The following is a 15,964-nucleotide window of genomic DNA, read 5'->3' as shown; positions in this document are numbered from 1 at the left end:
TGACAGCGAGAAAAGGGGCGACGGGTTCGCCCCTTTTGTTTTTCTGACCTGCTGCAGCGCAGCAAATATTCCGGCCTTGCCCATCTACACTGAATGACATGAGCACGAAAAAACCGCGTTCCCTTCGCCTTGTCACCCCACCCGCGAACGAACGGGCGTTGCCTCCATCGCGCGCCGCAGCGCCGCAGCCCAAGCGAGGCGCCCACAAACCTCGGGTCGCCTTGGCACTGGCAGGTGGTGGGCCGTTGGGTGCCATCTATGAAATCGGCGCCCTCTGCGCGCTGGATGAATCCCTTGAAGGCATTGATCTGACCCAACTGGACCATTACGTGGGGGTGTCAGCTGGTGGTTTTCTGGCCGCTGCCCTTGCCAACGGCATGACGCCGCGAGAACTGTGCGACGGATTCATTGAAAACAGCGACGAGAGCGCCGAGGTATTCGATCCGTCCTGGCTGACCGTCCCCGCCTGGGGCGAGTTCGCCCGACGGTCCATCATGATGCCGGGACTTGTCGCGGCCGCCCTGTGGCGACTGCTGGTAGAACGGCGGTCCTTGATCAGTGCACTGGAAAAGCTGGGGCCTGGACTGCCCACCGGCGTGTTTGCCAATGACGATGTGGACCGGCGCCTGGCCGCCCTTTTCGCCCGCGCCGGCCGCACCAACGATTTCCGCCAGCTCAAGACCCAGCTGACCTTGGTCGCCACGAACTTGGACAGTGGGGAGGCCGCGCCGTTTGGCCGGCCGGGCTGGGACCACGTCCCGATTTCCAAGGCGGTTCAGGCGAGTTCGGCGCTGCCGGGCTTGTTTCCACCCGTGGAGATCGACGCGCACTATTACGTGGATGGCGCCCTCAAGAAGACCATGCATGCCTCGGTGGCGCTGGACGAGGGCATGGACCTGATGCTGTGCATGAATCCGCTGGTGCCTTTCGACGCCACGCTGCCCGAGATCACCCAGGTGATGCAGCGCGGCTTGCCGCCTGAAAAGCGACGCATTCCGCGCATCGTGGACGGCGGCCTCCCGGCGGTACTCAGCCAGACTTTCCGCTCCATCATTCACTCTCGGATGGAGCTCGGCATCAAGGGATACGAACGCGCCTATCCGGACACCGACATCCTCCTGTTCGAGCCTGACCACCGTGATCCGGAGCTGTACCTGGCCAATACGTTCAGCTATGCCCAGCGTCGTCACCTGGCCGAGCACGCCTATCAGCAGACCCGGGCAATGTTGCGTTCGCGGCGCGCCGCCTTCTCGGCCCGCCTCGCCCGCCACGGCATCACCCTGAACAACGATGTGCTGGATGATCCCAAACGGCGCCTGGTCGTACCAACGAAACCGCGCAGCCGGATCGGTCAGGCCATCGTTTCCTTGCAGGAGACGATGGAGGACCTGGGCGATATGGTCACGCCAAAAGCACGACGCCACGGCGCCGCCTGAAGCCGGGTGGCGTTCGCCCTGAGAGCCATTCGGCGTCATGGCCGCGCCAGGGTGTGCGGAGGGAAGCGGCGTGCGGCCAGGTGATCTGGCGATTGGGGTAGAGTCGGCACAATATCGGAGGAAGACATCCATGGCGAAAAAAGCGCCACGCCGCACCGCGGAACGCATTCTGGAGGTGACGCTGGAGTTGTTCAACCGCTTCGGCGAACCGAACGTATCGACCACGCTGATTTCGGCCGAACTGAACATCAGCCCGGGCAATCTCTACTACCACTATCCGGCCAAGGATGAGCTGATCAACAGCCTGTTCGACCGCTACGAGCGCTCGCTCAGCGAACTGCTCAACGCCAGCGACAACGTGCGCGATGTCGAGGATGCGTGGTTCTTCATGCACACGCTTTTCGAACTGATCTGGCAGTACCGCTTCCTGTACCGCGACCTCAACGACCTGCTCAGCAAGAACCGCCGCCTCGAGACGCATTTCCAGTGGGTTCTGAAGAACAAGACCCGCGCGGTCAAAGCCTTGCTTGATGGCATGAGCCGCGCCGGCTCCATTGACATCGACTCTCGCGAAGTGGAGGCCACGGCCACCAGCATGGTGGTTGTGCTGACCTACTGGCTGAGCTATGAATACGTGCGAGACCCGCGCCGCGCACTGGAGCCCGAGCATGCGCAACTGGCCCTGATGCGCGGCGCCCACCATGTGCTCAATCTGTTGATGCCCTACCTGGAGCTGGGCCAGCGCCAGCACCTGATGACCCTGGTGACGGCCTACGACTCCAGCGATTCCTGAACGGCATCCGCCGTCGCATCATGCTGTCGTGGACCCCCTTTCCATTCATCGGCGCCTATGTCTATGACACGGGTTGCGTCGCGCAGCACTGGAAGCGGTTGCATGCGGGCGACGCGGAGCCGATGCCGGGTGACGATGCGGTGCTTCAAGCGTGGGCGCATTTCCACAACGGTTTTTTTCAAAGCGCCTTGGAGTCCGGCCTGGATCTGGGCCCCGCAGGTGTCACCGTAGCCAACAAGGCGTGCTGCGTTTACGCCAACTACCTTGAGCCCTCGGAGAAAAGCCGGCTCGACCTGTTTCTGGAGACGGCGGAGCGCGCGCGGATGCAGGCCACGATTGAACCGCTCAATCCCGCCGCATGGTACTGGCAAGCCTACGCCCTGGGGCGCTACAGCCAGGGCATCAGCGTCGCGAAGGCGTTGGCCGAAGGCCTGGGGCAGCGCATTCGCGCAGCGCTGGAAGAGACCCTCCGGTTGCAGCCCTTGCACGCCGACGCCCATGTGGCGCTCGGTGCCTTTCATGCCGAGGTCATCGACAAGGTCGGTCCGCTGATCGGACGCATGACCTATGGCGCCCGCAAGGATGTGGGTCTGGCGATGTACCGAAAGGCACTGGTGCTGAACCCCGATTCGGCCATGGCCAGGCTCGAGTACGCGCGCGGACTGGTCATGCTCGAAGGCAACCCGGACAGCCCCGAGGCCACCCGCCTGTACGAACAGGCAGCCGCCATTGAACCGATGGATGCCAAGGAAAGACTGGACCGGGACCTGGCGCAGGCTGAACTCGGAGATTAGCGACTATTCCAGGCAATTCCCATCGTCAAACGGTCATTTTTTGCTTCAATAAATATAGCAATCACCGGCCGGGTTGCGGACGGCCCGATGATGAGCCGTAACGCTCCTGGGCGATCACCAGCAGGCCGTCGAAGATCAGGCTCTCCACCAGTTCGAACTCCACCGAGAGGGAGGGCGCCATCTTCCAGCCGGCGCCACCGGTCATGAAACAGGCCGGTTCAACACCGCAGTGCTGCCGGACATTGCGAACCATGCACTCCACCGCACCGGCGATGGCATAGGTGCCCCCGCTGGTGAGCGCATCACTGGTGTTGGTCGGGAATGCGCGCACCTCACCCGTCGGCACGTGCAAGCCGGCCGTGCCGGACTCCAGCGCCCGCAGCATGATGCCGTGGCCAGGCAGGATCAGGCCGCCCAAGAAATGACCGTGTGCGTCGATGGCCTCGACCGTGACAGCGGTCCCCACCATGACCACAACCATGGGCCTTGGCGTGCCGCGGGCGCGCATCCGGTGGTTCGCTCCGATCATGGCCACCCAGCGGTCCGGACCCAGTCGAGAAGGATGGTCGTAGCCGTTGACCAGACCCGCTTCGGCGGTACTGGAAACAACCCAGTTCGCCGACACGTCCCAGATCTCCATCTGTTCCTGCACCCGGCGCTTGACCGCGTCACCTGCGACGATGCAGCCCAGCATGAGGTCCGGCGGCCGCAAAGCGGCCCATTCGCCCTCGGCCAGCTTCTCGATGTTCTCCAGGAATTCAACCCCCTGCGCCAACACCTGCGCGCCCGGTTCGGGCGCATCGTAAAGCGCCCACTTGAGCCGGGTGTTGCCCACATCGATTGCCATCAAGGTCATGCGCCGCATTATTGCGGGTTTCGCAAGACCGCCGGATGCGGGAACGGTTAAAGTGGCCGCTTCATCACTCGCACAGGGGCACTCATCATGGGCATGTTCAGTTTTATCAAGGAAGCCGGCGAAAAGCTGTTCGGGCACAAAGAAGTTGAAAAAGCCGCAGAAGCAGCGGCCGGTGACCCGGCGACTCAAGCGACGCTGGACGAACTCAACACCAAGGCGGCCCATGCAATTCGCGATTACATCGAAACCCAGAACCTGGGTGTTTCGGGTTTGTATGTCTCGTTTGATGGCGCCAGCGGCAAAGTGACGGTGCAGGGTGAGGCGCCAACGCAGGAAGCCAGCGAAAAGGTCACGCTGTGCTGCGGCAATGTCGGCGGCGTGACGGAAGTGGAAAACCTGATGTCCGTCGCCGAACCTGCAGACGAGGCCCGCTACCACGATGTTGTTCGTGGCGACACGCTTTCGGCCATTGCCAAGACCTACTATGGCAATGCCAACAGATACCCTGTGATCTTCGAGGCCAACAAGCCGATGCTCAGCCATCCCGACAAGATCTATCCTGGGCAGAAGCTGCGCATTCCGCCGCTAGCCTGAAACGCTGCCTGACGCCGGTGCCGGCATGGACATCACCGACCTTTCTGCCAGCGCGCTCTCGGTTGCGATTCACGAACGTCGGATCTCGTGCCGGGAGGTGATGCAGGCTTACCTGGAGCGCACCCAGTGGGTCAACCCGCGCTTCAATGCGATCGTCAACCTCCAGAACCCGGCAGACCTGTTGCAGCAGGCGGACGATCGCGACGTGATGCTGGCCCGCGGCGAATCGATGGGATGGATGCACGGCATGCCGCAGGCCATCAAGGATCTGTCCAATACCGCGGGTGTGCGCACCACGCTCGGCTCGCCCCTGATGCGTGATTTCGTCCCTGCCACCGACAGTCTGATGGTGCGGCGGATGAAGGCGGCCGGCTGCATCGTGATCGGCAAGACGAACGTGCCCGAATTCGGCCTGGGTTCACACACCTTCAACACGGTGTTCGGACCCACACGCAATGCGTTCGATCCCGCCTTGTCAGCGGGTGGCAGCAGCGGCGGCGCCGCTGTGGCTCTGGCCCAGCGACTGCTTCCGGTGGCGGATGGATCGGACTTCATGGGCAGTTTGCGCAACCCCGCCGCCTGGAACAACGTGTTCGGGCTGCGGCCTTCCCAGGGCCGAGTGCCCATGCTCCCGGCCCAGGACGTCTGGATCTCCCAGTTGGGCACCGAGGGGCCCATGGCGCGCAACGTGCAGGATCTTGCGCAACTGCTGGCGATTCAGGCCGGCTTCGACCCACAAGCGCCTCTTTCAATTGCAGACGATGGCCAGCGGTTCCTCGGATCCCTGCACATGGAAGCCACGAACGTGGCTCGCGCACGCATCGGCTGGCTGGGCGACCTCGGCGGCCATCTTCCGATGGAGGCGGGCATCCTCGAAGTCTGTGAACAGGCGCTGCAACGGCTGGCGGGTCTGGGTTGCCGGGTGGAGCCCGCAGCCTTGGGCATGGAGCCATCGCGTATCTGGGAGGGCTGGCTGGTCTGGCGCAAGCTGCTGGTTGCGTCGCGCATCGCGCCCTTCCTGCTGAAAGCGGACAACCGCCGGCACATCAAGCCGGAAGCGCTGTGGGAACATGATCAGGCGCAGGGCGTCACCGGTGCCCAGTTCATGTCGGCCAGCACGACGCGGACGGCGTTCTACCTGCGGATGCTCGCACTATTCGAGGGGTACGACTACCTGGCACTGCCCGTGGCACAGGTCTGGCCGTTTGATGTTGATGCGCGCTGGCCGCAGCAGATCAATGGCGTTCCCATGGACACCTACCACCGGTGGATGGAGGTCGTGATCTATGCCACCTTCGCGGGTCTGCCCTGCATCAGTGTTCCGGCGGGATTCAACGCAGACGGACTGCCGATGGGTCTGCAGCTCATCGGCCGGCCGCAGGCCGATTTCGCTTTACTGCAGCTGGCCCACGCCTATGAACAGGTCGCGCAGGACGTGCTTCAGAGAGCGCCGATCCAGCAGGCGCGTTGAACCGCCGCAAGCTTGTTGTCGACCTTGAGCTTGGCCATGGCGTTGGCCAGGTGGTAGTTGACGGTGCGCTCGCTGCAGGCCATGCGCTCGGCACTCTGGCGCGCGGTCAGCCCGCCGAATGCCAGCGCCAGGCATTCGCGCTCGCGGGGACTGAGGACCCCGCGTGCCTCGACCAGCGTGCGCCGCAGCAGGGGCCACAGGTTCAACACGGACCAGGCCAGCGAGGCCGCATCGGCGCGGTCATGGTATTCACGCGGACTGAACATGAAACATTCGAAGGCCCGCCCCGCAGGCAAGGGAAACTCGACCCGGACCACACTCTGGTAACCGTGTCCGAGCCACAAGCGCCGCCATCGGCTGTGTGTTTCATAGGCAGACTTGGCTATGTGCTGCCACGCGACGAGCGGCGCATCGGAGTCCCGCCACGGCGCACCGAAGTCGGCACTTTCGGCCAAAGCGCGGGCGCCTTCGATCAGGCGCGGCGGATGCAATGCCAGAACCAGCCGCTGGTTGGCATCGGCAAAAGGATCGGGCCCCAGAACCACGACCGCTTCGACAGAAAATTCGCCCAGCGCACGGAGCCAGTCACTGAGCATGGCGTCGAGAGTGACACTGTCAAAGTTAACAGGGGGGTGCATGGGCACGGGGAGGTAAAGCCGTGACAATAACATCGAACTCCCGCCTGAAGCGCCCGATGCACTGCTCTCCGACTTTGCGATTCCGCCCATGAACTCCCAAGCGTTCAGGGAATGGCTGCTGCACCACGCGACTGCCCGCCAGCTGCGTGAAGAGGTGCTGAACGCCCCTTTGGAGTCGATCCTCCATCCGTCTGTCTTGCGTCTGAAGTACCTTGGCGCCTTCTCGCTGATCGGGCATCCGCTGTTTTACTGGATCTGGAGCGCATGGCTGCCACAACCCTATGAGAATCTCTGGACTCGCTGCGCCATCAGCGTGATGGGCGGCCTGCTGATGCTGGACTGGTTTGCCAGCGAGCCGTCGCTGGCGCGGACCCAGAATTTCTTCAACGTGGTCTGTTTCATCCAGCTGCCTCTGTTCTTCAGTTGGATGTACGTGATGAACGACCGCAATGCCGTTTGGATCGCCAGCCTGTCTGCCGTTGTCCTGATCTACTTTCATCTCACCGACTGGCGTATCGCAGCGGCGGGATCGATTGCCGGTTTCATGCTGGGAACGGCTCTGGCCGACGGCATGACGCGGTCTGCCACCCTGCAACCGACCACCCATCTGGTGGTGCTTGCCTTCGGCTGGTTTGCGGGTCTCATGCTGGGCATCTCAGGTGCCAACCTGAGAAGGGAGCGACTGAACCACTCGCTCGCCACGATCGGGATCATGGCGCACGAAATGCGCACGCCGCTTTCAACCGCCGGATTGATTGCCGACGCGCTACTGATGGAGGCACGGCGGTCGCCTGAAGGCAACCGCGCCGGCAAACTGGAAAAGCTGGGCCAGCGCCTGAACGCGCTGACGCGGTCGATGAATCACCACATCGACATGCAGATTGCCAACGCACGGCTGCTGCAACTTGCCCAGTACAGTGACCGAATCTCTGCGGGCGAGCTGATTTCGGATGTGGTCGCCGCGTATCCGTACCGCTCCACCCGTGAGTCGGATTGCGTCGAAGTGATCATCCACCGCGACTTCAATTTCCGGGGTTCGCGCGTGCAGTTTTCCGGTGTGCTGGACAATCTGATCCAGAATGCGCTGCACTCGCTGCAGGCATCGGGATCCTTTCCCAAACCCGGCGATCTGCGCATCGAAGTGGGTAGCCGCGGCACAGAGGGGCGGATCACGGTTTCGGACCGGGGCATTGGCATCGACGCTGCACTGTTGCAGAGGATCTTTGAACCGTTTTTCTCGTCCGACCACGGCACGGGTCATGGCCTGGGCCTGGCATTCTGCCGACGTGTGATCGTGGCGGCAAAGGGAAGCATCCGCGTCAAGTCCGAGCCCGCCAAGGGCGCCGTGTTCACGATCACGCTACCTGTGGAGGCATCTGCAAGCCACAACCCTGACAGGGGGGATCCGGAATGATTTTTCCCATTTACCGTCGCCCGGGCGGCGTCGTTTTCCTGGATGACGATCCGGCCTACCTGGAGATGCTGGCCGAGGTCATGCCGGAGCACTGGCCCATCCGGCTATTCACCCGGCCTGCGGACTGCATTGCTTATCTGCAGCAGGAACCGGCTGAACGGGAAGCCGACACCTGGCGGCAGATGGATATCCTCGACAAATGGCGCAGCGGACAGGGTCTGATACCCCAGATCCTGCGGTATTGGCGGGAGGCGGCAACCTGGCGCTTCGGACTCGCCCAGGTCTGCGTGGTGGACTACTCGATGCCGGCCATGAATGGGCTGCAGGTACTCGAGGAACTGGGCGATTGGCCGGGTGCGCGCGTCTTGCTGACGGGTCGCGCCGACGAGCAGATTGCGGTTCAGGCCTTCAATGCGTCCCTGATCGAGCAGTACGTGCCAAAGCAGGCCAGCGAAATCACCCGACGCCTGGCCCAATCGATTCAACGCCTGCTCGACGATCCTTTGGGCCGGCAGGCACAGGGCTGGCGCGCGACCCTTTCGAGGGAACAGATGGCGATGATCTCGAACCCGCAAATCGGGCGGCAGCTCCAGGCACTGGCTGAAGCGCACCGCTGGATTGAACACGTGGTGATCGGTGATCCGTTCGGCGTTCTGGCGCTGGACGACAGCGGGCAGGCCTTCTGGCTTCAACTCGAGCACGCAAGTCGGTTGGAGGAACTCGTGGAGATGGCGGCATCGGTGGGACTCAGTGGTGCGGAGATTCAGGCCATCCGGGACGGGCAACACCTGTTCGATGGTGAATTCCACCTCGCCATCGGTTCGGACCGACCCGGACTGCTGCCGGCCATGGCCTTGGGCGAGCGCATGCTGGCCACGGTTTCAAAGGTTCCCGAGACGCTGGGTCCGGGGCCGGAGCGGGCCTATGCCCGCTTTCTGCGCGACCAGGTGTCGCGTGAACTCGATGACGAGACCCCGCTGATGGGGGCCTTCAGTCAGGCTTGACTGTCGTCGATTGTCCCTCCCCCACGAGAGCGTCTGGCGATCGGCCACTCCCACGGTTTGACCAGAGGCGCTATTTCGGCGGCCACCGCCTCGACATGACCCAACTCAGCCGCGGCCAAGCCGGCATGCAGCGTCAGGCGAACCATGGTCCGGTTGCGACTGGTTGCCGGCGCGCAGAAGACAGAACCGAACACACCACGCTCTTCCAGGCGGTCACGCAGGACCATGGTGGCCGGCTCCGTACCCGCTTCGAGAGCGATGATCTGCTCGGAACCCTGATGGATCGGATAACCCAGGTTGGACAGTGCAGTCCTTAGGTGCCCTGTGCTGGCTCGCAAGTTTGCGCGGGCCGCATCGCTGCGTTGAATCACGATGAGCGTTGCGGCCAGTCCTGCGATTTCGTGCGGCAACAGGCACGAACTGAACATGTTGGGGTAGCTGGTGCTCAGCACGTAATTCCGGATCTCGGCCGGCAGGGTCATGAACCCTGCGCGCCCGGCAAACGCCTTGGCCAGGCTGGCGGTGATGAAGTGCACACGGTGGCTCAACCCCAACGCCACGCACAGGCCAGCGCCCGCGGGTCCATGCGTTCCGAGCGAATGCGACTCGTCCACCAGAATCATGCAGCCGGCGCGCTCGGCCACTTCCACCATGCTCTCCAGGGGACAAACCGCACCCGTCGTGCTGTAAACCGAATCCACGACGACCACGCCCGGCCCGTGCCGCGCGACAAGCCTCTCCAGATGCTGCGGATCGTTGTGACGAAACGGATGCGAAGCTGCGCCAGCCCGTCGGGCGCCTTCCCACAGAGACGTGTGCGCGAGCGTATCGAGGTACACCGGGGTCTGGGGATCGGCAATGGCCTGCAGCAGGCCCAGGTTGGCGCTGTAGCCCGACTGGCAGATCAGGCCATCCTCTTTCCCAATCCAGCGCGCCAGTGATTTTTCCAGTGAGCGCGCAGGATGGGAGTCAAGCAGAAAGACGCTGGATTGGATGACGAACTCGCCATCACAGCGCAAGGCGTCGGTCTGGGCTCGGACGATGTCCGGGTGCCCGGTGAGATTGAGGTAGTCGTTGCCATCGAGGCGCACCGCGTCAGAACCGGGCGTGCGTCCGTGCAGCAGCGAGCGCCCTTGCCAGAGCGTGTCCCACCGGCTGGTGAACTCGCGGTGAACCCGCCGCGCCAGGTGATCGCTGATAGGGGCTGCCGAAACCGGTGCGGAAACGGTGACGGCCGGTCGGTCGAGAACTTCCATAACTTGCTCCATGTGGGTGATGCAAGTCATTGAATGCGCGCCAAGACTTTTTCGGGTCTTGACCCCTGTCAGAATTGACAGGGGTCAGGCTCCCCTGTGCGCGCGCTCGCGCATTGCGTCGCGACGAATGCGGTCGAAAGTACGCCCGCTACCCCTGGCGCCAGGGCAGCTTGTGATAACGCCAGCCACCCTTGTGGCCGCGTTGGGCATGCTCATCCGGGTCGCCCTCGAAGCCCTCGAGAATGTTGTAAGCCTCAACGCCCAGTTCAGCCGCGCGCCGCGCGGCGGCCACCGAACGCACACCACTGCGGCACAGGAGCACCAGCTTTCGCCCAGCGGCAGCGGCGGACCGGATGCCCTCGTCGAACGCCGGGTTCATCGCCATGCCCGGCCATTGTTTCCAAGCCAATGCCAACGCGCCGGGCACAAATCCGACCCATTCGCGTTCGGCATCGGTGCGCACATCCACCAGCACCGCCTCGCCGGCCTGCACCCATTGCCAGGCCAGTTGCACCGAAACGTCGCCCGCATAGCCGGCTGCGGGGCGCGGCTGGAACAGGGCTCCGCCACCGGCATCGTGGCGCAGACCCGACATGAGATTGGCCGGCACGGCCTCATCCATCCTGCGGGGTCTGGGCAGGTGCAGCGCATCCATGATGGCAACAAATTCCTCCAGCGACTTGCCCGCCACGCGCACGTTGGTTTTCTTTTCCACACCGATGGTCGACTGCGTGCGGCCGTTGTAATCGTGCCCCGGCCAGACCACGGTGTCGTCCGGCAGAGCGAACAGCACCTGGGTCAGGCTGTGGTACAGCGCCTGCGCACTGCCGGACTGGAAGTCCGCGCGGCCGCAGCCGTTGATCAGCAGGGTGTCGCCGGTAAACACGTGCAGGCCGCTTCCTGATGACCAGAGATAGCTCATGCTGCCTGCCGTGTGGCCCGGCGTGAGCAGGGCACGGATCTTCTGGCCACCAAATTCAAGCTCGTCACCATCGCGCAGTTGCACCGCTGCCGTGGTGATGCCGCAACCGTCCGGCGCGGCGGTTCGCGCACCAGTGTGCTCAGCCAGCAGACCGGCGCTGGTGATGTGATCGGCGTGCGCATGGGTCTCCACGGTCCACAGCAGATTGAGACCATACTGGCGCAAGGCGGCCAGGTCGCGTTCAATCTGGTCATCGACGGGATCGATGATCAGCGCATCGCGGGTGCGTTCATCAAACAGCACATAGGTATAGGTGCTGGAGGCGGAGTCGAACAACTGGATGGGGTTCATGGTGCAAAAGGAATTCAGGCGAACTTGGTGAGCATCTCGGCGACATGTTCAGCCGACTGGTCGCCCTGCTCGATCATGCAGCCCACCATGGAGAAAAAGGACTTGTCCAGCGCCTTGCGCGCCGCGGCCATCTGCTGGGCGATCTTCTCGCAATCGGCATCGCCGTCGATCAGCTTCTGCAATCCCCGCAGTTGCCCCTCGATCCGGGCCAGTCGGGCGCACAAGGCCCGTTTCTTGTCGGCGTCAACGATTCTGCTCATGGTATTGGGTCGTGGGTGGTTTGTCGTCTGCTTTCAAGTCGGATGATAGCTTCAGGCGCCCGGCGTTGCCTTCACGATCATCCATCGGCTGCGCACGGCCTGTCAGTGACAGGCAAGCGATGTGCGGTTAATATTGACGTTTACGTAAACGTCAACCAAGGAGCGACCATGGCGCATGCCTCCCGCACCGGCAAAGGCTTGCTGGACCCCTGGCAGCCCCCTGTCGAGGGTGACGGGCAACCCTTCTCCCTTGCCGCCATCGATCCAGGTGCCAAGCCATTCGCGAAAGGGGACAAGGCGGCCGACAGAATCGCCGTGGATGAGCTTGCCCATGAACTGGATGCCCTGCAGGATCTGTTCCGGGCGGACCGCCGCTACAAGCTGCTGGTGGTTTTGCAAGGCACCGATACATCGGGGAAAGACGGCACCATCCGCGACGTATTCGGACGCATGAGCGCCCTGGGTGTGCACACCATCGGCTGGAAGGCGCCCAACGAGCCCGAGTTGGCCCATGACTACCTGTGGCGCATCCACCAGCAGGTGCCGGGCGCGGGTGACGTGATGCTGTTCAACCGCAGCCACTACGAAGATGTGCTGGTCCCGGTGGTTCGAGGCTGGATTACGCCTGCCCAGACCCGTCAGCGCTTTGCCCACATCAACGACTTCGAGCGGATGCTCAGCGAAACCGGCACCGTGGTCCTGAAGTTCATGCTGCACATCAGCTTTGAAGAACAAGGCCGGCGCCTGCAGGAGCGCGTGGACGACCCGACGAAACACTGGAAGTTCAGCATGGGCGACCTCGACGCCCGCAAACAATGGGCAAAGTACCAGGAGGCTTACGAAGCCCTTCTGGGTGCCACCAGCTCCCCGTGGGCCCCTTGGACCGTTGTGCCCTCGGATTCCAAGACCCACCGCAACCTGATGATTGCCACCCTGGTCCGCGACACCCTGAAGTCGCTGGACCTGCGCTACCCACCCAGCGATCCGGCCCTGAAGGGCCTGCGGATCGACTGATACCGCCCCCGATTCCAACAACACCCGAGACGAAAGCCCCGCCATGACCGACCTGTCCGCCGAATTCAAGGCCCTCGCCAACTACCGACCCACGCACAAGGTGCGCTTTGTCACCGCCGCCAGCCTGTTCGACGGCCATGATGCGGCCATCAACATCATGCGCCGCATCCTGCAGGGCATGGGCGCCGAAGTTATCCACCTGGGACACAACCGCTCGGTGGACGAAGTGGTGACGGCCGCGCTGCAGGAAGACGTGCAGGGCATCGCCATCAGCTCCTACCAGGGCGGGCATGTCGAATACTTCAAGTACATGGTGGACCTGTTGAAAAGCCGCGGCGGCGCGCACATCCAGGTCTTTGGCGGCGGCGGCGGCGTGATTGTCCCACCGGAAATCCGCGAATTGCAGGCTTACGGCGTCAGCCGGATCTACAGCCCCGAAGACGGCCAGCGCATGGGCCTGGCCGGCATGATCGGCGAGATGGTGATGCGCTGCGACCAAGACATCACCGCTTACGCGCCCACTCAGCTGGATGCCATCCAGGGTCACGGCGAAATGGCCTGGCGCGCGCTGGCGCAACTGATCACAGCACTTGAAAATGAGAAGGCCGATGCGCCACTGATGGCGGCGGTCAAGAAATCGGCTGCGGCCCGCAAGGTGCCGGTGCTGGGCATTACCGGCACCGGTGGTGCGGGCAAATCATCCCTTACCGACGAACTGATCCGCCGCCTGCGGCTGGACCAGAACGACACCCCGCGCGTGGCGGTGATTTCGATCGACCCGTCGCGGCGCAAGAGCGGTGGCGCCCTGCTGGGGGACCGCATCCGCATGAACGCGATCAACCCGTGGCAAAAGGGGCCGCGCGTCTTCATGCGCAGCCTGGCGACGCGGGACTTCGGAAGTGAGATCAGCAAGGCGCTGCCCGACGTGGTGGCGGCCTGCAAGGCGGCCGGCTTCGATCTGGTCATCGTGGAGACCTCGGGCATCGGCCAGGGCGATGCCGCCATCGTGCCGCATGTGGACGTGCCGATGTACGTGATGACGCCAGAGTTTGGCGCCGCCAGCCAGCTGGAAAAGATCGACATGCTCGATTTCGCCGAGTTCGTCGCCATCAACAAGTTCGACCGCAAGGGCGCCTCGGACGCTCTGCGCGATGTGGCCAAGCAGGTGCAGCGCAACAAGGAAGCCTGGACCACGCCCGCGGAGCAGATGCCGGTGTTCGGCACCATGGCCGCGCGCTTCAACGATGACGGCGTGACCGCGCTGTACCAGGCGCTCAAGGTCCGCCTGGCAGAGCTCGGCCTGAAGCTGGCCGAGGGAGCCCTGCCGCTGGTTCAGGTCCGCCACAGTACCAACCAGACGCCGGTGGTACCTGCCGCCCGCACCCGTTATCTCGCCGAAATCACCGATACGGTGCGCGGTTACAAGAAGAAAGCCCGCACGCAGGCGCGCCTGGCTCGCGAGATCCAGCAGCTGCGTGCCGCAGCCGCCATGCTCGAAGTTGGAAAGCCGGGCAAGGCGCGCGCAGCCGAAGCCGCCATCGATCTGGCGGTGCAGCGCGAGGAAGCGCAGGACCCCTCTGCTCGCAAACTGCTGGCCCAGTGGCCCGAGATGCAGAAGGCCTATGCCGGCGATGAGTACGTGGTAAAGATCCGTGACAAGGAAATCCGCACCGCCCTGACCACGAAGAGCCTATCGGGCACCACCATCCGCAAGGTGGCCCTGCCGCAGTACGAGGATCACGGCGAAATCCTCAAATGGCTGATGCTCGACAACGTGCCCGGCAGCTACCCCTACACCGCCGGCACCTTCGCCTTCAAGCGCGAGAACGAGGATCCAACCCGCATGTTCGCCGGTGAGGGCGACCCGTTCCGCACCAACCGCCGCTTCAAGCTGGTGAGCCAGGGCATGGATGCCAAGCGCCTGTCCACCGCGTTCGACTCGGTGACGCTGTACGGCAACGACCCGGACCTGCGCCCAGACATCTACGGCAAGATCGGCAATTCGGGCGTGAACGTGGCCACGCTGGACGACATGAAGGTTCTCTACGGGGGGTTTGACCTCTGCAACCCCACCACCAGCGTCTCCATGACCATCAATGGTCCGGCACCCAGCATCCTGGCCATGTTCATGAACACGGCCATCGACCAGAACATCGACAAGTTCAAGGCCGACAACGGCCGCGAGCCCACCGACACCGAGACCGCCAAGATCCGCGAATGGGTGCTGGCCAACGTGCGTGGCACAGTGCAAGCCGACATCCTGAAAGAAGACCAGGGACAGAACACCTGCATCTTCTCCACCGAGTTCAGCCTGAAGGTCATGGGCGACATCGCCAGCTACTTCGTGCACCACAACGTGCGCAATTTCTACAGCGTGTCGATCAGCGGCTATCACATTGCCGAAGCGGGCGCCAACCCGATCAGCCAGCTGGCCTTCACGCTGTCCAACGGCTTCACCTTTGTCGAGGCCTACCTGGCGCGCGGCATGCACATCGACGATTTCGCGCCCAACCTGAGCTTTTTCTTCAGCAACGGGATGGACCCCGAGTACACCGTCATGGGCCGCGTCGCCCGCCGCATCTGGGCGGTGGCCATGAAAGAGAAGTACGGTGCGAACGAGCGCAGCCAGAAGCTCAAGTACCACATCCAGACCAGCGGCCGCAGTCTGCACGCGCAGGAGATCCAGTTCAACGACATCCGCACCACGCTGCAGGCGCTGATCGCGATCTACGACAACTGCAACAGCCTGCACACCAACGCCTTCGACGAAGCGATCACCACACCGACCGAAGACTCGGTGCGCCGCGCGATGGCCATCCAGCTCATCATCAACCGCGAATGGGGGCTGGCGAAGAACGAAAACCCCAACCAGGGCGCCTTCATCATCGAAGAGCTGACCGAACTGGTGGAAGAAGCTGTTCTGAGCGAGTTCGAACGCATTGCCGAGCGTGGCGGCGTGCTGGGCGCCATGGAGACGGGCTACCAGCGCGGCAAGATCCAGGACGAGTCGATGCACTACGAAATGCTCAAGCACACCGGCGAGCTGCCGATCATCGGTGTCAACACCTTCCGCAACCCCCGTGGCGACGCCGTGCACGACACGCTCGAGCTGGCCCGCAGCACCGAGGAGGAGAAGCAGAGCCAGCTGCAGCGGCTTGCGG

The 15,964-nt window shown here is 63.4% G+C and carries 14 protein-coding genes; 9 read left to right on the top strand and 5 right to left on the bottom strand.

Annotated features, from left to right (window positions below; translation table 11 throughout):
- Window positions 1–98 precede the first annotated feature (98 nt).
- The 3 genes from ACMUOY_RS05515 to ACMUOY_RS05505 all read left to right on the top strand — a co-directional run bounded on the left by ACMUOY_RS05515 (window position 99) and on the right by ACMUOY_RS05505 (window position 3,023).
- On the top strand, window positions 99–1,436 hold the full coding sequence (locus tag ACMUOY_RS05515) for a patatin-like phospholipase family protein (RefSeq protein WP_413891698.1): 1,338 nt from the start codon (window positions 99–101) through the stop codon (window positions 1,434–1,436).
- Between the two features lie 130 nt (window positions 1,437–1,566).
- The gene (locus ACMUOY_RS05510) at window positions 1,567–2,229 is read left to right on the top strand and encodes a TetR/AcrR family transcriptional regulator (RefSeq protein ID WP_413891697.1); all 663 of its coding nucleotides are present in this window, start codon (window positions 1,567–1,569) and stop codon (window positions 2,227–2,229) included.
- A 20-nt stretch (window positions 2,230–2,249) separates the two neighbouring features.
- The gene (locus ACMUOY_RS05505) at window positions 2,250–3,023 is read left to right on the top strand and encodes a hypothetical protein (RefSeq protein ID WP_413891696.1); all 774 of its coding nucleotides are present in this window, start codon (window positions 2,250–2,252) and stop codon (window positions 3,021–3,023) included.
- Window positions 3,024–3,084: 61 nt separating this feature from the next.
- Here ACMUOY_RS05505 and ACMUOY_RS05500 read toward each other — a convergent pair whose 3' ends face one another.
- Window positions 3,085–3,879, bottom strand: a complete 795-nt coding sequence (locus ACMUOY_RS05500) for a type III pantothenate kinase (RefSeq protein ID WP_413891695.1) — start codon at window positions 3,877–3,879, stop codon at window positions 3,085–3,087.
- 87 nt (window positions 3,880–3,966) lie between these two features.
- Between ACMUOY_RS05500 and lysM the strand changes: the two genes are divergently transcribed.
- Together lysM and ACMUOY_RS05490 are read left to right on the top strand one after the other, a co-directional pair.
- The gene (lysM, locus tag ACMUOY_RS05495; protein ID WP_413891694.1) at window positions 3,967–4,473 is read left to right on the top strand and encodes a LysM and BON domain-containing protein; all 507 of its coding nucleotides are present in this window, start codon (window positions 3,967–3,969) and stop codon (window positions 4,471–4,473) included.
- Window positions 4,474–4,498: 25 nt separating this feature from the next.
- A complete protein-coding gene (locus tag ACMUOY_RS05490; RefSeq protein WP_413891693.1) occupies window positions 4,499–5,944 on the top strand; it encodes an amidase in 1,446 nt (481 codons plus the stop codon).
- Here the strand turns inward: ACMUOY_RS05490 and ACMUOY_RS05485 are convergent.
- On the bottom strand, window positions 5,914–6,582 hold the full coding sequence (locus ACMUOY_RS05485; protein WP_413891692.1) for a helix-turn-helix transcriptional regulator: 669 nt from the start codon (window positions 6,580–6,582) through the stop codon (window positions 5,914–5,916). The two genes, ACMUOY_RS05490 and ACMUOY_RS05485, sit on opposite strands and share 31 nt — an antisense overlap.
- Before the next feature lie 154 nt (window positions 6,583–6,736).
- Here ACMUOY_RS05485 and ACMUOY_RS05480 point away from each other — a divergent pair, with 154 nt between their 5' ends.
- Both ACMUOY_RS05480 and ACMUOY_RS05475 read left to right on the top strand, forming a co-directional pair.
- Window positions 6,737–7,996, top strand: coding sequence for a sensor histidine kinase (locus ACMUOY_RS05480; protein WP_413891691.1), 1,260 nt, complete (start codon window positions 6,737–6,739; stop codon window positions 7,994–7,996).
- Window positions 7,993–9,000, top strand: a complete 1,008-nt coding sequence (locus tag ACMUOY_RS05475; protein WP_413891690.1) for a response regulator — start codon at window positions 7,993–7,995, stop codon at window positions 8,998–9,000. Before ACMUOY_RS05480 ends, ACMUOY_RS05475 begins: the two co-directional genes overlap by 4 nt.
- Here the strand turns inward: ACMUOY_RS05475 and cqsA are convergent.
- The 3 genes from cqsA to ACMUOY_RS05460 form a co-directional block, all read right to left on the bottom strand.
- Window positions 8,991–10,256 (bottom strand): alpha-hydroxyketone-type quorum-sensing autoinducer synthase, encoded by a 1,266-nt coding sequence (gene cqsA, locus ACMUOY_RS05470; protein WP_413891689.1) that lies wholly within the window; start codon window positions 10,254–10,256, stop codon window positions 8,991–8,993. The two genes, ACMUOY_RS05475 and cqsA, sit on opposite strands and share 10 nt — an antisense overlap.
- 148 nt (window positions 10,257–10,404) lie before the next feature.
- Window positions 10,405–11,529, bottom strand: coding sequence for an MBL fold metallo-hydrolase (locus ACMUOY_RS05465; protein WP_413891688.1), 1,125 nt, complete (start codon window positions 11,527–11,529; stop codon window positions 10,405–10,407).
- Window positions 11,530–11,543: 14 nt separating this feature from the next.
- Window positions 11,544–11,789, bottom strand: a complete 246-nt coding sequence (locus ACMUOY_RS05460; protein WP_413891687.1) for a metal-sensing transcriptional repressor — start codon at window positions 11,787–11,789, stop codon at window positions 11,544–11,546.
- A gap of 168 nt (window positions 11,790–11,957) precedes the next feature.
- Between ACMUOY_RS05460 and ACMUOY_RS05455 the strand changes: the two genes are divergently transcribed.
- Together ACMUOY_RS05455 and icmF are read left to right on the top strand one after the other, a co-directional pair.
- Window positions 11,958–12,803 (top strand): PPK2 family polyphosphate kinase, encoded by an 846-nt coding sequence (locus tag ACMUOY_RS05455; RefSeq protein ID WP_413891686.1) that lies wholly within the window; start codon window positions 11,958–11,960, stop codon window positions 12,801–12,803.
- Window positions 12,804–12,846: 43 nt separating this feature from the next.
- Window positions 12,847–15,964 (top strand): fused isobutyryl-CoA mutase/GTPase IcmF (gene icmF / locus ACMUOY_RS05450; RefSeq protein ID WP_413891685.1); only part of this gene is annotated, 3,118 nt, incomplete at its 3' end.

The sequence above is a fragment of the Candidatus Skiveiella danica genome (assembly GCF_022705245.1).
Taxonomy (GTDB): domain Bacteria; phylum Pseudomonadota; class Gammaproteobacteria; order Burkholderiales; family Burkholderiaceae_C; genus Skiveiella; species Skiveiella danica.
Note: the sequence above shows the minus strand (reverse complement) of the source record. Positions and strands in the feature narration are given on the sequence as shown.

Coding starts and splice junctions, on each gene's coding strand:
- ACMUOY_RS05515 (WP_413891698.1), top strand. CDS start 99: ATGAGCACGAAAAAACCGCGTTCCCTTCGCCTTGTCACCCCACCCGCG.
- ACMUOY_RS05510 (WP_413891697.1), top strand. CDS start 1,567: ATGGCGAAAAAAGCGCCACGCCGCACCGCGGAACGCATTCTGGAGGTG.
- ACMUOY_RS05505 (WP_413891696.1), top strand. CDS start 2,250: ATGCTGTCGTGGACCCCCTTTCCATTCATCGGCGCCTATGTCTATGAC.
- ACMUOY_RS05500 (WP_413891695.1), bottom strand. CDS start 3,879: ATGACCTTGATGGCAATCGATGTGGGCAACACCCGGCTCAAGTGGGCG.
- lysM (WP_413891694.1), top strand. CDS start 3,967: ATGGGCATGTTCAGTTTTATCAAGGAAGCCGGCGAAAAGCTGTTCGGG.
- ACMUOY_RS05490 (WP_413891693.1), top strand. CDS start 4,499: ATGGACATCACCGACCTTTCTGCCAGCGCGCTCTCGGTTGCGATTCAC.
- ACMUOY_RS05485 (WP_413891692.1), bottom strand. CDS start 6,582: ATGCACCCCCCTGTTAACTTTGACAGTGTCACTCTCGACGCCATGCTC.
- ACMUOY_RS05475 (WP_413891690.1), top strand. CDS start 7,993: ATGATTTTTCCCATTTACCGTCGCCCGGGCGGCGTCGTTTTCCTGGAT.
- cqsA (WP_413891689.1), bottom strand. CDS start 10,256: ATGGAAGTTCTCGACCGACCGGCCGTCACCGTTTCCGCACCGGTTTCG.
- ACMUOY_RS05465 (WP_413891688.1), bottom strand. CDS start 11,529: ATGAACCCCATCCAGTTGTTCGACTCCGCCTCCAGCACCTATACCTAT.
- ACMUOY_RS05460 (WP_413891687.1), bottom strand. CDS start 11,789: ATGAGCAGAATCGTTGACGCCGACAAGAAACGGGCCTTGTGCGCCCGA.
- ACMUOY_RS05455 (WP_413891686.1), top strand. CDS start 11,958: ATGGCGCATGCCTCCCGCACCGGCAAAGGCTTGCTGGACCCCTGGCAG.